Genomic DNA, 15,669 nt, shown 5'->3' with positions numbered 1-15,669 from the left:
CATTGGTAAAGCACAACCCTAAAAAATTTTTGAAGGGTGAGGGAATTAATGCAGTTTGAAAATTATAACCTGTCTCAAAAATTCAGTGATATTAAAGAGTTTTTACAAAAAACTATAGAAGCAACAGAGAGTTACTATGGCCTTATTCATGAAAGTCTACCTGAGATTGAAAGAAACTTGGAATTAACTGATCAGGAGACAAATATTCTTATTGAGTACTTTATCGATGCAGAAGAACAGCATATGTCTAAAGGGGAAGCGGATACCAAATATTTAGTATTTCAAGCACTTGAGCAAATAAAATCAAACTTCAGTGAAATCAGTGAGCTATTATTGGATCAGGAGCAGATAAACCAGTTGTTGCAGAGCTTTTTAAAGAAAGAGGAAAGCGATGAAGCTTCATTCAGTAGTTTTCTCCAATTAGTAAAGCAAATAGAAGAGAGTTTAAGTAATGTTGGTGATGTTTCCCTTAATGCAATCATATTTTCTTCCCGTTTAGGTGAAAAAGGTTTAGCATTTAGAGTGGTTTCAGATAACATCCACCAAACGGCCATAGCATTAGAAGAAGAATTCGCAAATATTAGCAATTTATCATTTAGCCTAGAAGAATGGCATAAGAAGTTTCAAGATAGCGTGGTGGAAATAGTTAATGGTCAGGATATGGCTATAAGAGAATACTTCAATAGATTAGATGGAGTGTTCTCTTCTGTTACCGAGTCTATAAAAGTAGTTAGTCAAATACTTAGGGATTTAATGGTTAACGTGAAAAGTGTAGTAGAGCCCTTTCAAGAGCTAATGGTATTAATTCAAAGACAGGATATAATTAGACAAAATATGGAGAATACTATCAAATGCATAGAAACTATTTCAGTAAAATACGAACAGTTTCTCCAATTTGATGAGAGTGTTGAAAAGGAAAAGGTGCTCGACTACATTACATTTATCAGTAAAGGTACAGATTTAGCCAAGATACTTGGAGATAATGTGGAAGCTCAAATCATTTCTTCAACAAATGGGATAAGTAAAACAACGACAGAGATCGCTCAAAATTTGCAAGGGGTAAAAGAAGATGCCACACAACTAACCCAATTTTTTTATAGCGATAATAGTGAAACCAATGAACTGGCTTTTGTCGATTATACGTTTAACCAGGTGTTTGACTTTATGGAACAATTTATGGATATTCTAATCAATATTCGCCAGCAAGTGGATAATATTGGGTTTGGACACAGTGATTTCAATACAAATTTTGGGAAAATGGAACACAGTATGACCCTTGTAAAAGATAAAGTTGGTTTCTTAAATAAAATAATTATATTGGCGCGAATAGAACTAGCACGGATGAGTGAGGGGAAGGATTGTGGTGATAGGATAGAAGGAGTAGTAAGGGAAATAAACAAAACTGTTGATGAAAACAAAAATGTTTTTGGCCAATTAAAGGACAGTTTGACAACAGAATTAACCCGGTTTGAGCAGGTTATTGGTAGTAACCAAGAGCAGATTGATAAAGCCTCTGAAAAGGTAAAAGCATCCTTTGCAGAACTAAAAACAGCAAATGAAATTGTAAATAAAGCAATACTAGCCTTAGATGTGGAAATAAAAAACTTGCAGACCCAAATAAATACAATTTATTCGAAGCTAGAAGAAAAAGATGATATTATTAAAAATGTTAAAAACATGAACAACTCTCTAGCTGAGATAAATAATAGTGCAAGTGAAGCTAGAGAAGAAGTTCTTAATAAATACGGATTAGATAGTTGGGAAGAAAAAAACCATGAGTTGATAGAGCTTTTTAAGCTCTTTACCAGCTATATTGAAAGACAAACAGCTAAAGAATATCTAGAGTATGAAGAATTTGATGAAGGATCTGAAGAAGGAGAACTAACGCTATTTTAATGAGACTAAGGAGGCAAACAATGATTGTCGGTGTGCCAAAAGAACTTAAAGACAATGAAAATAGAGTTGCAATTACTCCTGCAGGAGTTAAAGCACTTACCAGTAGAAAGCACCAGGTAATAATAGAAAACAATGCTGGACTAGGTAGTGGAATTAAGGATACAGAATACTTAGAAGTTGGGGCGAAGATAGTAAGTAATATTAAAGAAGTTTATGGAGCGGCAGACTTGATAGCTAAGGTTAAAGAACCTCAACCTAGTGAATTCGACCTTTTAAAAAGTGGGCAGGTTTTATTCACATATTTACACGCAGCAGCCGAGCCTTTAATGGTTTCAGCTCTTTTAGACAAAGAGGTTATTGGCATATCATATGATACTGTGCAATTGGAGAATGGATTTTTGCCCCTATTGGCCCCTATGAGTGAAATAGCTGGAAGAATGAGTATACAGGTTGGAGCTCAATTTCTGGAAAAGCATCATGGTGGAAGGGGATTACTGTTAGGTGGTGTCCCTGGTGTAGCTTCAGCAAAGGTAGTTATTATTGGAGGAGGAACAGTTGGAGCTAATGCAGCAAAAATTGCAGTGGGAATGGGAGCGCAAGTAACAATAATTGACTTAAGTGCTACGAGAATGAGAGAACTAGAAAACATTTTTGGAAGCAGAGTGCAGACTATTATGTCAAATGAATTTAATATTTTTAAAGAACTAAAAGAGGCAGACTTAGTTATTGGTGCTGTATTAATTCCGGGAGCTAAGGCACCAAAGGTGGTAACAGAAAAAATGGTTAAGGAAATGAAAGAGGGCTCTGTAATAGTAGATGTTGCCATAGATCAAGGGGGTTGCGTTGAGACTATGGACACTGTTACCAAACATAGTGATCCGGTTTATATTAAGCACGGTGTAGTTCACTATGCGGTGGCAAATATGCCTGGAGCAGTTGCTAGAACATCAACATTTGCTCTTACAAATGCCACACTTCCATACTTGTTAAAGTTAGCTGATATGGGTTGTGAAAAAGCGCTTCGTGATGATGTAGCATTGGCAAACGGCTTAAATGTATATAAAGGAAAGGTTACTAATAGAGTAGTTGCCCAAGGGTTAGGTTATCAATGATTTGAGATGAAAAACATTTTGTAGAACTACTGGCCAGATAAAAGGGGGAAATTACAGCTGATTGTTACATACCTACAGACATTTGTTAAAGTTGTACAAAGAGGTAATCTTTCAGAAGTGGCCAATGAGCTACACTTTACTCAGCCAACAGTAAGTAAGCAGTTGCAAGCTTTAGAAAACATATATAATACAAAGTTAATCGAAAGAAGTGGTAAGAAAATACGTCCTACAGAGCAAGGAAAAGTACTATATGAGTATGCTGTTGATATTATGGAAACTCTTAAAGAGGCAGAAAATGCTGTTAAAAAAACAAAACGAGAAATTATGGGAGACCTATATCTAGCAAGTAGTACTATACCAGGTCAATATATACTGCCACACATTATAGGAATCTACAAGGAAAAGTATCCAAAGGTAAATATAAGTTTAGAAGTTTCTTCTAGTGCTCAAGTTCAAAAAATGCTGCTAAATGGAGAAACTGATATAGGTTTTATTGGGGCAAAACCACAAAATAAGCAATTAGAATACAGAAGCTTTATGGAGGATGAATTAATCTTTATTATTTCACCTAAAAACATCAAAACTAATGAGATCTTATCTCTAAATAATATAAGAGACATTCCTATCATAAGTAGAAAACAAGGATCGGCAACAAGAAAAATTGTAGAAGAGCGCCTGGCTCAAGCTGGAATAGAGTCAAGCAGACTGGCGAATGTTATGGAATTCGGAAATAATGAGAGTGTTAAAACAGCTGTTGAAGCAGGTATGGGGGGCGCATTTGTTTCTAAATGGTCTGTGCAGAAGGAACTTAGATTAGGTACTTTAATAGGAATTAAATTAAAAGATGTTTCTCTTAATAGAAAATTATTCGTAGCATACCCCTGTAGAAAATACATTCCAGCTGTAAGCAAGTCATTTTTAGAGTACATTAATTCAATAGATGTCTATAAAATAATAGATCAACAAAAGGGTCATAGTTAAAATGGCTCTTTTTTTGTCGAAAATGGCGATTGTATACAATGCGCATGAATACAGGGAACAAAAAAAAAACAGCAACGTTACTATTTATCTGATATAATTGTATCATTAAAAATATCATTTTAATCGTGCCAGCGTATATTAATACAGGAGGTGCATTAAAGTTAATAGATTAGCAGTTCGAGATAGGATTAATATGCTCTTTGATCAGGGCACTTTTAATGAAATTGGGGCTTCGGTACTACCTAGGAAAATAAATACTGACTGGGGAAAAATTGATGGTGATGGGGTCATTACAGGTTATGGGACCATAGATGGGCGTTTGATATACATATATGCCCAAGATTCAGGTGTTTTATCTGGATCAATTGGTATGAAGCATGCCGAGAAGATATGTAACATAATTAAGATGGCAGTACAATCTGGTTCCCCCTTGGTAAGTATTTTGGACACATCCGGTGCTAGGGTGGATGAGGGTGCAGAGATACTTAATGCTTATGGCATGATTTACAATGCACATCAGGAAGCAACTGGACATATTCCCCAAATATCAGCTGTATTAGGAAGCTGTGTTGGAGGGGCGGCATTATTACCACCTATGCACGACTTTGTATTCGCGGTTAGAAATCTTACAGAGATGCATTTAAGTTTGCCTCTTGATATTGCTAGATGTTCGGGTGAGCAAGTCGATCCTCAGATGCTAGGTAGTGCGGATATTCATCAACAAACAACTGGGTTGGCTCATTATGTAGATGTTACGGAAGAAGACTGTTTGGCGCGGGTTAGATATTTGTTATCATTTCTTCCACCTAACAATCTAGATGAGGCTAATCACATTTATGATTTAGAAAACTATAGTAAAGAAATGAATTTAGCGTTGGCAATGGAAGAAAACTTGCAGGATGGGAGAGGCTTAATTAACACTATATTCGGAGAAGAGGATTTTTGCGAATATAATGAAAATTTCGGAAAAGGCATAATCACTGGGTTTGCTAGGGTTGTAGGCGAAACTATAGGCGTTATAGTAAATCAAAAGTATGAGGATGGCATTTACATTACTAGTTCAAGTGCTCAAAAAGCAAAAATGTTTATAAACTTTTGTGATGCCTTCAACATTCCCTTAGTGACCTTGGTGAATACAGATGGTTTTAAACACAGTAGTGAAGAAGAATACGCTGGGATTACCAAGAATGTTGCTGATATGGTGTTTGCCTACAGCAAGGCACAAGTTCCTAAAATCACAATTTATACAGGTGAAGCTTATGGTACTCCTTTTGTAGTAATGGGAAGCAAAAGTATTGGTGCAGATATTAGTTTTGCTTGGGAAAATGCTCGGTTAGGGCATCTAAACCCAGAGGCGGTAGCCTATTTTAAGAAAGACTCTGGGCAGAAATGGGAAGAAAGGGTGGAGGAAGCATATGATATGTACGGAAGTCCCAAGGGCGTAGCAGCTGTGGGTCTTGTGGATGCTATCATTGCTCCTGAAGAGACTTTGATTGCAGTCATCAATGGTTTAAACATCTTAAAAGGAAAGCGATCAGTTAAAACAAAAGTAAGGGGGAATTAAGGAATGGATAACCTGGGTTATGCGTTGCAGGTTGCCGGATTGGGAATTGTGATTGTCTTAACTGTATTGGTATTCTTGATTTTTTTGGTGACAGCACAGAAGTTATTTCTTAACTATCTAGACGAAAAAAAGAAAAAAGAGGTTAATGGAAATAACGAAAAAATGGAATTTATTGAGTCTGAAGCAACAGTAGAAGAAGTAATAGATGCAGGAGAAGAAGAATTGTCGCCTGAGGTAGTTGCGGCTATCACAGCAGCAGTTTACCAAATTGTCAATCAGCCGGTACGTATTGCTACAATTAGACCGATTTTTCCACAACAAAAAAAGAACTGGAAAAAAGCTAGTATTCAAGAGCGCTTCAGTAGGGGGAAGCAACTATTAGGTTAGATCGAAGAAAGGAGTGAATGCTTTGAGAAAATTTAAAATTAATATAGATGGCAAATCATACGAAGTAGAAGTGGAAGAAGTAACTGAGGGAGTACAGGATATTAGCAAGAAGGTTAAGCCACCTGTTTCTCCAAGTAGTAGTCCTGTTATTCAAGCACCTAAAGCACCAGTAGCTAAGGCGGCCCAAGCGCCTGCTCCTGAAGCTCCTAAAGAAGATAAAGGTAGTCAAGGGGGAGTTGTTCAATCTGGAGGTACTATAGTGGAAGCTCCGGTAACGGGGCAAGTGTTTAAAGTTGAGACAGAAGTAGGACAACAGGTAAACGAAGGACAAGTGCTCTTAATTCTTGAAGCCATGAAAATGGAAAATGAAGTACAGGCCCCGGTAGCGGGAAAAGTATCTCAGGTATTAGTTAGCCCTGGCCAAGCTGTTGACGCCGGAGATACATTAGTTGTGATTGAGGCTCAATAGTGAGGGTGAAAAAAAATGTTTAGTGAAGCAATGGGGAGTATATTAGAGAGTTCAGGGCTATTAATAGTTAGTTGGAAGCAAATCTTAATGCTAACTATATCATTTATACTAATTTACTTGGCAATAGTAAAAAAGTATGAACCACTTTTACTTTTACCTATAGCTTTTGGCGCAGTACTGGTCAATATCCCTGGAAGTACTATAATGGAGGAAGGGGGCTTGCTCTATTATCTATATCATGGAGTTAAGCTTGGAATTTATCCTCCCTTAATATTCTTAGGTGTAGGGGCTATGACTGACTTTGGACCAATGCTTGCAAATCCCAAGACAATGCTCTTAGGTGCTGCAGCACAGTTGGGAATTATGGGCGCACTTATTTTGGCTATAGTACTAGGATTTAGTCCGCAAGCAGCTTCTTCTATTGCTATCATTGGGGGTGCCGATGGTCCAACTGCTATTTTCCTTACTAGTCAGTTGGCTCCAGAAATACTTGGCCCGGTAGCTATTGCGGCATATTCTTATATGGCCTTAGTACCGATTATTCAACCTCCAATTATGAAGGCTTTGACAACTAAAGAAGAGCGTATGATTGAGATGTCTCAGTTGAGGGTTGTTTCTAAGAAGGAAAAGGTTATTTTCCCAATATTAGTAACAGTGGTACTAGGTATTCTGTTGCCTGCGGCATTGCCACTGGTAGGAATGTTAATGCTGGGTAACTTGATGCGAGAAAGCGGTGTGGTAGAAAGACTTTCAAATACTGCGCAAAATGCTTTAATAAATATTGTAACAATATTTTTGGGCCTTACAGTAGGTGCTACTACAGCAGCTGATGTATTCTTAACTAAGGATACACTATTTATTATAGCAATAGGTTTAGTTGCATTTATATTGGGAACAGCTTCAGGTGTAATCTTTGGAAAAATAATGTGTTATGCTACTAAAGGAAAAGTTAACCCATTGATAGGAGCTGCAGGGGTATCAGCAGTACCAATGGCTGCAAGAGTAGTTCATACGGTCGCACAAAAGGAAAATCCAAGAAACTTCTTACTAATGCACGCTATGGGTCCAAACGTATCTGGAGTAATTGGTTCGGCGGTTGCAGCAGGAATTTTATTAGCTTTATTTGGCGGATAGGAGGGATATTTTGGTTAGTAAAAAAGTAAAGATAACAGATACAACGTTAAGAGATGGTCACCAATCTCATTTAGCTACTAGAATGAGGCTTGAGCACATGTTGCCAATTGCAGAAAAAATGGATGAAATAGGATTTAACTCTGTTGAGGTTTGGGGCGGAGCTACATTTGATACATGCATGAGATACTTAGGAGAAGACCCATGGGAGAGATTGAGACAACTAAAAAAAGTATTCAAAAAAACACCTTTACAGATGTTATTGAGAGGACAAAACTTAGTTGGTTATAAGCACTACGCCGATGATGTAGTGGAGGAATTTATTAAACACGCAGTCTCAAATGGGATAGGTGTTTTGAGAATATTTGATGCTTTAAATGACGTGCGGAACATGGAAAAGGCATGTGAAGTCACAAAAAGTGAAGGTGCTCATGCTCAGTTGACGATTTCCTATACTATAAGTCCCATGCATAACCTAGAATACTATGTGGACTTGGGGAAAACATATAAAGAAATGGGTGCAGATTCCATCTGTATTAAAGATATGGCTGGAATAATTAGTCCTCAAGGTGCTTATGACTTAGTAAGTCAGCTAAAAGAAAAAGTTGGCTTGCCAGTACAAATGCATTGTCATTATACAAGTGGAATGGCTTCTATGGTATATATGAAGGCTATTGAGGCAGGGTTGGATGTAGTTGATACGGCAATGAGCCCGCTAGCTATGGGAAGTTCTCAACCTGCTACAGAAACCATGGTTGCTGCTCTAAAGGACATGGAGTATAACACAGAACTAGATTTACAACAGCTGTCTAATATTGCTGATTATTTTAAAGAGGTCAGAAAAGAATATACTGAGTTTGATACTGGTGATAATTCCGTAGACGTTAACGTTTTAATGTATCAGATACCAGGAGGGATGATCTCGAACTTTAAAACACAACTAGCTCAGCAAAAGGCCCTAGATAGATTACCTGAGGTTTTAGCTGAAGTGCCTAAGGTCCGTGAAGATTTTGGATATCCACCACTGGTGACCCCTTCAAGTCAAATTGTAGGGACTCAAGCGGTTCTCAATGTACTAGCTGGGGAAAGATATAAGCAGGTAACTAATGAAGTCAAGGCTTACATGAAAGGTCAATACGGTAAGGCTTTGGGTCAAATTAATTCCGAAGTTAGAAAAAAGATTATCGGAGATGAAGAGCCTATTACTTGCAGGCCGGCAGATTTATTGGAGCCACAAATGGAAGATGCGAAGAAGGAAGTTGCTGATTTAATGCAACAACCAGAGGATGCCATCTCTTATGCAATATTACCAGCAGTTGCAAAACCATTTTTAGAGCAAAAAATGGCTCACGCTACTAAGCTTGACTTAGAGAAAGCAGAGGCTGGTCCTAAAAACGGCAAACCTGCCACTTACCCTTTATAAAAAAAGATTGAGCTGTAAATAAAAAGAACCCTATAGAGTAGATGAAAAATTCTACTCTATAGGGTTCTTTTATGTCTCATTAATAACTTTAAAAAACCGCAAGCGCATAGTATTGAGGATAACAGAAATAGAGCTAAATGCCATAGCAGCGGCAGCGATCATTGGATTTAATAGAATCCCAAAGAAAGGCCAAAGCAATCCTGCCGCAACAGGGATTAAGACAGTATTGTAAGAAAAAGCCCAGAAAAGGTTCTGCCAAATCATTCTCATAGTAGAGCGTGAAAGGCGAATTGCAGTTACTACTCCACGAAGATCACCGGAAATAAGTGTGATATTTGATGCTTCCATTGCTACATCTGTTCCTGTCCCAATAGCAATACCTATATGTGCTTGAGCTAGTGCAGGAGCATCATTTATTCCATCACCCACCATAGCTACAGTTTTATCTTGTTCTTGCAACCTTTTTATTTCTTGTGCTTTGTGTTCAGGAAGAACTTCAGCTACGACTTTATCAATACCCACTTGCTTTGCAATTGCTTTGGCAGTTCTTTCATTATCACCAGTTAACATTACTACCTCTATATTCATTCTTTGCAGAAGCTTAATTGCAGTAGTCGAATTTTCTTTAACGGTATCAGCCACTGCAAAGATTGCCGCAGGTTTACTTTTCCAAGAAGCAAACATTGGCGTCTTTCCTAAATCTGACAGCTCCTGCGCTTTTGATAAAGCACTATTAGGTAAACTAATATTATTGGTAGCAAATAATTTAGAATTACCAACTAAAAGTTCATTTCCTGCAATCGTTGCTCTAATTCCCATGCCAGGCAACGCCTCAAAAGTATCTGTTTCCATTAATTTAATATTTTCAACACCTGCTTGGTTAACTATAGCTTCTCCCAGTGGGTGCTCTGAATTAGCTTCGACTGATGCAACTAATTGTAAAATTTCTTTTTTATTAATATCGCCTAGGGTAATCAGATCAGTTAACACTGGTTTTCCTTCAGTAATAGTTCCAGTCTTATCAAAAACAATAGTGTCTAATTTATGAGCTAATTCAAGGCTTTCTGCATCTTTTATAAGAATGCCGTTTTCAGCACCTTTACCTGTACCTACCATTATTGCTGTAGGAGTAGCTAAGCCTAGTGCACAAGGGCAAGCTATAATAAGAACAGCAATAAATGTAGTAAGTCCAAAAATAAGTGAAGGTTCGGGTCCGAAAATCCACCATAATAGAAAGCTTAATGAAGCAGTAACAATAACAGCAGGGACAAAGTAAGCGGCAACTAGATCTACTGTATTTTGAATGGGGGCTTTAGAGCCTTGAGCTTCTTCTACTAACTTTATTATTTGCGCTAGAGTAGTATCCTTTCCAACCTTAGTAGCTTTAAAACGGAAACTTCCAGTTTTATTTACAGTAGCACCGATAACTTCATCACCAGTACTTTTTAATACGGGTATACTTTCACCTGTTAACATGGACTCATCTAGGGAAGATTGACCACTTATAATTACTCCATCAACAGGTACCTTTTCACCTGGCTTAACAATTACAATATCTCCCTCAATCACTTCTTCGATTGGTATATCTACTTCATTATTTTCTCTAACGACTCTCGCTGTTTTTGCTTGCATACCTATTAATTGTTTTATGGCATCTGAAGTTCTCCCTTTGGCTTTAGCCTCTAAGATTCTCCCCAATAGTATTAATGTGGTGATTACTGTTGCTACATCATAATAAAGTTGATAAGGGAAACCGATTCCAGTAAGGAAATCAGGAAATAGTGTCATAGCAGCGCTATAAAACCAGGCAGATGTAGTACCGACTGCCACTAGCACATTCATATCGCTAGTTCCATGAGATAGCGCTCCGTAAGCGCCTTTATAAAAGCGCCAACCAGAAATAAATTGTACTGGTGTGGTTAATAACAAAAGAGTCATGGGAGCTGATAAAAATGCAGGTACCCATTGTCCCCAGGTAGGGTGCATATGTGGCATTGACCCTATTAGAACAATTGTGGTGAGTATAGCTCCGAACAAAAAGTCGCTTTGCAAACGCTTCATATCCCTTTTTTTATCAGCCTCTAAATCAGTGTTCTTTTGTGTTTCTAATGTTTTTGCAGTGAAGCCAAGACCTTCAATTGCGGTGATAATTTCTTTTATCGAAATCGTACTTTGATCAAATTCAATTGTAGTGCTTTCTTTTGCCAAGTTTACTGAAGCATTGTGTATGCCGGTTAGTTTACTTAGTCTTTTCTCGATTCTTCGAACACAAGCTGCACAGCTAATACCACCTACAGCTAAATGGACTCGATTTAGTTGGGGGTGGTATGCTTTAAACCCCATATCATTGATACGACCTATAACATGATCGATTTGTACTTCTTCCTCATTATAGTGTATAGTAGCTGTTTCATTATTTAAATTAACACTAGCAGTTTTTACTCCTGGTATTTTTTCCACACTCTTTTCAATTCTTCTAACACATGCTGCACAAGACATTCCAGAAATTTTTAAAGTTTTTTGTTCCATTAAGCTCATCTCCTTGCTATATAAAGCCTTAATTATACCCCCGCGGGGTATAATATTTATATTTATTATATAGTATTGGTGATCTATATTCAACCTTATCCTAAAGTATCAAGTATCACAAATTATTAATGGGCATATACATTAAAAGTATAGAATGAAATTAGAGGTGATAGATTTTGAAAATGAGATATCATTTTATTGGCGTAGCTGGTTCGGGCATGAGTGCAATTGCTCAATATATTAGTCAGAAAGGACATATAGTTTCCGGTTCCGATAGAGTGTTTGAAAAAGGAGAGAACAAAAAACTGTTTAATAAGCTTGTCAGCAAGGGAATTAGTATACATAAACAAACTGGAGAACTAATTTCCACGTTACCGGTAGAAGGTACTAAAATAATTGTATCCTCAGCTATAGAAGAAGATAATGTAGAGTTAGTTACAGCTAAAAAGATGGGGTTTAAAATTGTTAAGAGAGCTGAATTGTTAGCAGAAATTTTTAATAAGAAGTGGGGCATAGCTGTTGCAGGTACAAGTGGAAAGACTAGCGTATCTGGTATGGTAACTAGTGTTTTAAAAAGAGCAGGGAAGTCTCCAACAGCTATACTAGGGGGAGAATTAATCAATATAACTAAAGAAGGTGAAAGTAGTAACTTAATTATAGGTAAGTCCGAGTATATGTGTATTGAAGCGGATGAAAGTGATGGTAGCTTAGTGTTGTATCAGCCGAAACTTGGTATTATTACAAATATATCTCGCGACCATAAGTCACTGGAGGAGTTAGAGGTAATTTTCAAGGAATTTGCTGAGAGGTGTAATAGTATTATAATAAATGGAGATTGCGAAAACACTATGGAAATGATTAGGAAAAATAAAATTGACGAAGCTAAAGTAATAACCTTTGGCATTGAAAAAGAGTGTAACGTGCAGGCTAAAGGTATATTGCACCATGATCAGGGAACAGAATTTAGTGTTTTGGGATCAAATTATAATATTAATCAAATAGGAAAGTACAATGTATATAATGCACTAGTAGCTATTGCGGTAGGGAGGCACTTAGGTATTAGTGATAGTGTCATTGCAGAAGGATTAAATGATTTTAAAGGTATGAAGCGTAGACTTGAGTTAAAGGGTGAAATAGGTGGCATATCAGTATACGATGATTATGCTCACAATCCAGCTAAAGTGGCGGCAGCTATTCAGGCATTAAAGGAGAGGCACTCTAGAATTCACTTAATATACCAATTTCATGGATTTGGGCCAACTATTTTTACGGGTAGGGAATTAGTGGAAACTTTTATAACTCAGCTAAATAAAGATGATAAGTTGTATATTTTGCCAATATTTGCTCCGATTAAGACGAAAAAAACTGCGTCTATTGATCCATTAGTAAAGGAATTAAAAGAACGTGGTGTAAAAGTTCACAGTTATAATAGTAGAACTGATATTGTCAATAAAGTAATTAATTGCGCTAAGAAAGAAGAAGATGCAGTGGTTGTGATGGGTGCAAGAGACAACACATTAACTGAACTTGCAGAAGATATTATATTGGATTTAAAAGAAAGTGTAAAATAACTATTGTAATCTTTAAGAAGGATAACTGGATAAAGTGGCGAAAAATTAGTGTACAGAATATATAATTTATTTTAAACAAGGGGAAAATGAAAATGAAAATAAAGAACTTTTCTGATGGAGTAAAAGTAGAGGCTTTTTATGTAGTCAAGCGTTCTGAAGTAAAAAAAGCAAGCAATGGGAACCCATATCTAGAAATTCAGTTATCTGATGGAATAGATGTTGTAAAGGGAAGGCGCTTTGATTATAGTGACAAGGCTATTGAACCTAATAGTGTAGTAAAGGTATTAGGTAAATATGACCAAAAGTTTAACAGTGTGCAGATATACTCTTTGAATATGGCAGAAAAGGGTGAATACCCTGCAGACTTATTTTTGCCTAAATGCCCAAAAGATGTAGGCAGTATGTGGGAGGACTTATTAAATATTTTAGAACAATATGTTGATGATAATGAATTAAAGGGATTGTTGATGCTAGTTTTTGAGAAGCATGGTGATGATTTCAAAGAGGCTCCTGGAGCGCTCGCTCACCATCATGCTTACTTAGGAGGTCTGCTAGAACATACCATAGCAGTTGCTGATTCAGCAAGCAAGTTAGCCATAACATATAAAAGTGATCTAAGCTTAACTGTTGCAGGTGCAATCTTACATGATTTAGGAAAGATATGGGAGTACAAATGGGATGGATTGCAGTTTGAAATGTCTGACCAAGGTGCCCTATTAGGACACATATCACTTGGAATTTCAGTTATTAGCATTTATGCAAAGAGCACTATTAAAGATGAAGAGAAAAGAAATAAGCTACTTCATATAATTGGCTCTCATCACGGGTTGGTGGAGTGGGGGGCTATTAAAGAACCCATGATTCCTGAAGCAGTTATAGTTGCAGCGGCAGATAATTTAGATGCTAATATGTTTAAGATTTATGCAGCTCAAGAGGACGCGCAACCCGGTGAGGTAACTAAATGGGATCGAACAATGAAAAGGCACATATGGGTAAAGGAAAAAACGAAAGATGATTATGCGGGTTAATTTAAAATAGACTTTCAAACAATGAAATGTATATTGTATACATCCAAAATACTAAAGGAAATTCACTGATTATATTGAAAAAAGTATTTTATAAGGTGGAAAACCAATTATATTTTAGGAGGTAACTGGTTGATGACTAATAAATTAAGAGTTGCTGTTATAGGGTATGGTAATATTGGTAAGTATTCAGTGGAAGCTATAAATGCTGCACCAGATATGGAACTCGCTGGTATTGTGCGCCGGAGTGTAGGAGATAAGCCTAAGGAACTAGCAGATGTAAAAGTAGTTACTTCTATTGATGAACTAGGTGAAGTTGATGTGGCATTACTTTGTGCTCCTACAAGAGCAATACCTGAAAGCGGTAAGAATTATTTAGCAAAAGGGATTAATACTGTAGATAGCTTTGATATTCACGAAAAAATTGTGGACCTGAGGAGAGATTTTGATTATGTTGCAAAAGAAAACAATGCAGTTGCTATAATATCAGCTGGATGGGACCCAGGAACAGATTCTATGATAAGAAGTACTTTTGAATTCATGGCACCAAAGGGGATAACATACACTAACTTTGGACCTGGAATGAGCATGGGTCACTCTACTGCAATAAAAGCAAAAGATGGTGTCAAGGATGCTCTTTCCTTAACTGTGCCAACAGGTCAATCTATTCATAGGCGAATGGTATATGTAGAACTAGAAGAGGGTGCTGATTTTAAAGCAGTAGAGGAAGATATAAAAAATGATGCTTATTTTATAAATGATGAGACCAAAGTAACTCAAGTAGACGATGTTCGACAAGTAATAGATATGGGGCACGGGGTTTCTATGGAGCGTAAAGGAGTTTCTGGTGAAACTCAAAACCAATTATTAAAATTCGATATGAGAATTAACAACCCTGCTTTAACGGCACAAGTAATGGTGGCTTCTGCTCGAGCTACAATGAAGCAGTCGCCAGGTGCATATACAATGATTGAAGTGCCTATTATTGATTTTATTTATGGTGACCGAGAAGACTTAATAAACAAATTGGTCTAAGAGAGTGATACTATAATAGGAAGAGACTTGTTCCTCTGTGGAGCAAGTCTTTTTTTGCTTTAAGCAGGACATGGTAAATAAAAACTAGAATATTTTAATTAAATTTAGTAGTTGTATAGGGGGGCTTCTTATTTTAAAAGTTCAAACTGGAGTTTCGGCTAGGCATATTCATCTAGAAAAAGAAGATATGGAAGTTTTGTTCGGCAAAGATTATGAACTAACGCCAAAAACAGATTTAGTTGAAGAAAATAGCTTTGTAGCTGAAGAGCGTGTCAAACTTGTAGGCCTTAAGGGTGAATTTGAAAGAGTTGCAATCATTGCACCCTTTAGGAATCAGGTATTAAGCCACCTAAATCTTTCGGGACTGTGGATGTAAGAACAGGAGATTACTGCGTAATTAAAAATAGAAAGGAAATGGAATGTTTTGAAGAAAATAAAAAAACTTAATTACTTGAGACTTTTGCAAAATAAGCTTTTTGCTTAAAAATTAACTTTACCAAACAGCTTATTTTGCTATTTGACTTGAATAAAGTAAAGGTTTCACTC

Annotated in this window: 13 protein-coding genes; 12 read left to right on the top strand and 1 reads right to left on the bottom strand. The window is 36.9% G+C overall.

Annotated features, from left to right (window positions below):
• The first annotated feature begins 48 nt into the window (after nucleotides 1-48).
• From GGQ84_RS11895 to GGQ84_RS11860, 8 genes are all read left to right on the top strand, one after another.
• Nucleotides 49-1,896 (top strand): hypothetical protein, encoded by a 1,848-nt coding sequence (locus tag GGQ84_RS11895; protein ID WP_429162913.1) that lies wholly within the window; start codon nucleotides 49-51, stop codon nucleotides 1,894-1,896.
• 20 nt (nucleotides 1,897-1,916) lie between these two features.
• Nucleotides 1,917-3,008 (top strand): alanine dehydrogenase, encoded by a 1,092-nt coding sequence (ald, locus tag GGQ84_RS11890; protein ID WP_429162911.1) that lies wholly within the window; start codon nucleotides 1,917-1,919, stop codon nucleotides 3,006-3,008.
• 57 nt (nucleotides 3,009-3,065) lie between these two features.
• Complete coding sequence (locus GGQ84_RS11885; protein ID WP_429162941.1) at nucleotides 3,066-3,989, top strand: selenium metabolism-associated LysR family transcriptional regulator; 924 nt, start codon at nucleotides 3,066-3,068, stop codon at nucleotides 3,987-3,989.
• Nucleotides 3,990-4,143: 154 nt separating this feature from the next.
• Nucleotides 4,144-5,553: an acyl-CoA carboxylase subunit beta gene (locus GGQ84_RS11880; protein ID WP_429162939.1), complete on the top strand. Its 1,410-nt coding sequence runs from the start codon at nucleotides 4,144-4,146 to the stop codon at nucleotides 5,551-5,553.
• A 3-nt stretch (nucleotides 5,554-5,556) separates the two neighbouring features.
• Nucleotides 5,557-5,940, top strand: a complete 384-nt coding sequence (locus GGQ84_RS11875) for an OadG family protein (protein ID WP_429162909.1) — start codon at nucleotides 5,557-5,559, stop codon at nucleotides 5,938-5,940.
• Nucleotides 5,941-5,953: 13 nt separating this feature from the next.
• Entirely contained in the window at nucleotides 5,954-6,409 is a 456-nt protein-coding gene (locus tag GGQ84_RS11870; RefSeq protein ID WP_429162907.1) for a biotin/lipoyl-containing protein, read from the top strand.
• A gap of 15 nt (nucleotides 6,410-6,424) precedes the next feature.
• Entirely contained in the window at nucleotides 6,425-7,543 is a 1,119-nt protein-coding gene (locus GGQ84_RS11865; protein ID WP_429162905.1) for a sodium ion-translocating decarboxylase subunit beta, read from the top strand.
• Between the two features lie 10 nt (nucleotides 7,544-7,553).
• On the top strand, nucleotides 7,554-8,963 hold the full coding sequence (locus tag GGQ84_RS11860) for an oxaloacetate decarboxylase subunit alpha (RefSeq protein WP_429162903.1): 1,410 nt from the start codon (nucleotides 7,554-7,556) through the stop codon (nucleotides 8,961-8,963).
• Between the two features lie 69 nt (nucleotides 8,964-9,032).
• On the opposite strand, the gene GGQ84_RS11855 is transcribed toward GGQ84_RS11860, so the two are convergent.
• Entirely contained in the window at nucleotides 9,033-11,492 is a 2,460-nt protein-coding gene (locus tag GGQ84_RS11855; protein ID WP_429162901.1) for a heavy metal translocating P-type ATPase, read from the bottom strand.
• A 182-nt stretch (nucleotides 11,493-11,674) separates the two neighbouring features.
• On the opposite strand from GGQ84_RS11855, the gene GGQ84_RS11850 reads away from it, so the two are divergent.
• From GGQ84_RS11850 to GGQ84_RS11835, 4 genes are all read left to right on the top strand, one after another.
• Entirely contained in the window at nucleotides 11,675-13,063 is a 1,389-nt protein-coding gene (locus GGQ84_RS11850; protein ID WP_429162899.1) for a UDP-N-acetylmuramate--L-alanine ligase, read from the top strand.
• A 92-nt stretch (nucleotides 13,064-13,155) separates the two neighbouring features.
• A complete protein-coding gene (locus tag GGQ84_RS11845) occupies nucleotides 13,156-14,091 on the top strand; it encodes a 3'-5' exoribonuclease YhaM family protein (protein ID WP_429162897.1) in 936 nt (311 codons plus the stop codon).
• Between the two features lie 132 nt (nucleotides 14,092-14,223).
• On the top strand, nucleotides 14,224-15,123 hold the full coding sequence (locus tag GGQ84_RS11840; RefSeq protein WP_429162895.1) for a diaminopimelate dehydrogenase: 900 nt from the start codon (nucleotides 14,224-14,226) through the stop codon (nucleotides 15,121-15,123).
• Between the two features lie 91 nt (nucleotides 15,124-15,214).
• A complete protein-coding gene (locus GGQ84_RS11835) occupies nucleotides 15,215-15,499 on the top strand; it encodes a PduL/EutD family phosphate acyltransferase (protein ID WP_429162938.1) in 285 nt (94 codons plus the stop codon).
• The last annotated feature ends 170 nt before the right edge of the window (nucleotides 15,500-15,669 follow it).

This window comes from Desulfitispora alkaliphila (assembly GCF_050433185.1).
GTDB classification, from domain to species: Bacteria; Bacillota; Desulfitisporia; order Desulfitisporales; family Desulfitisporaceae; genus Desulfitispora; species Desulfitispora alkaliphila.
The sequence above is the reverse complement of the archived record's forward strand: the minus strand, read 5'-3'. Positions and strand labels throughout refer to the sequence as shown.

Excerpts from the sequence above, each read along its gene's own strand:
- GGQ84_RS11895 (WP_429162913.1), top strand. The coding sequence starts at position 49 with ATGCAGTTTGAAAATTATAACCTGTCTCAAAAATTCAGTGATATTAAA.
- ald (WP_429162911.1), top strand. The coding sequence starts at position 1,917 with ATGATTGTCGGTGTGCCAAAAGAACTTAAAGACAATGAAAATAGAGTT.
- GGQ84_RS11875 (WP_429162909.1), top strand. The coding sequence starts at position 5,557 with ATGGATAACCTGGGTTATGCGTTGCAGGTTGCCGGATTGGGAATTGTG.
- GGQ84_RS11865 (WP_429162905.1), top strand. The coding sequence starts at position 6,425 with ATGTTTAGTGAAGCAATGGGGAGTATATTAGAGAGTTCAGGGCTATTA.
- GGQ84_RS11855 (WP_429162901.1), bottom strand. The coding sequence starts at position 11,492 with ATGGAACAAAAAACTTTAAAAATTTCTGGAATGTCTTGTGCAGCATGT.
- GGQ84_RS11850 (WP_429162899.1), top strand. The coding sequence starts at position 11,675 with ATGAGATATCATTTTATTGGCGTAGCTGGTTCGGGCATGAGTGCAATT.
- GGQ84_RS11845 (WP_429162897.1), top strand. The coding sequence starts at position 13,156 with ATGAAAATAAAGAACTTTTCTGATGGAGTAAAAGTAGAGGCTTTTTAT.
- GGQ84_RS11840 (WP_429162895.1), top strand. The coding sequence starts at position 14,224 with ATGACTAATAAATTAAGAGTTGCTGTTATAGGGTATGGTAATATTGGT.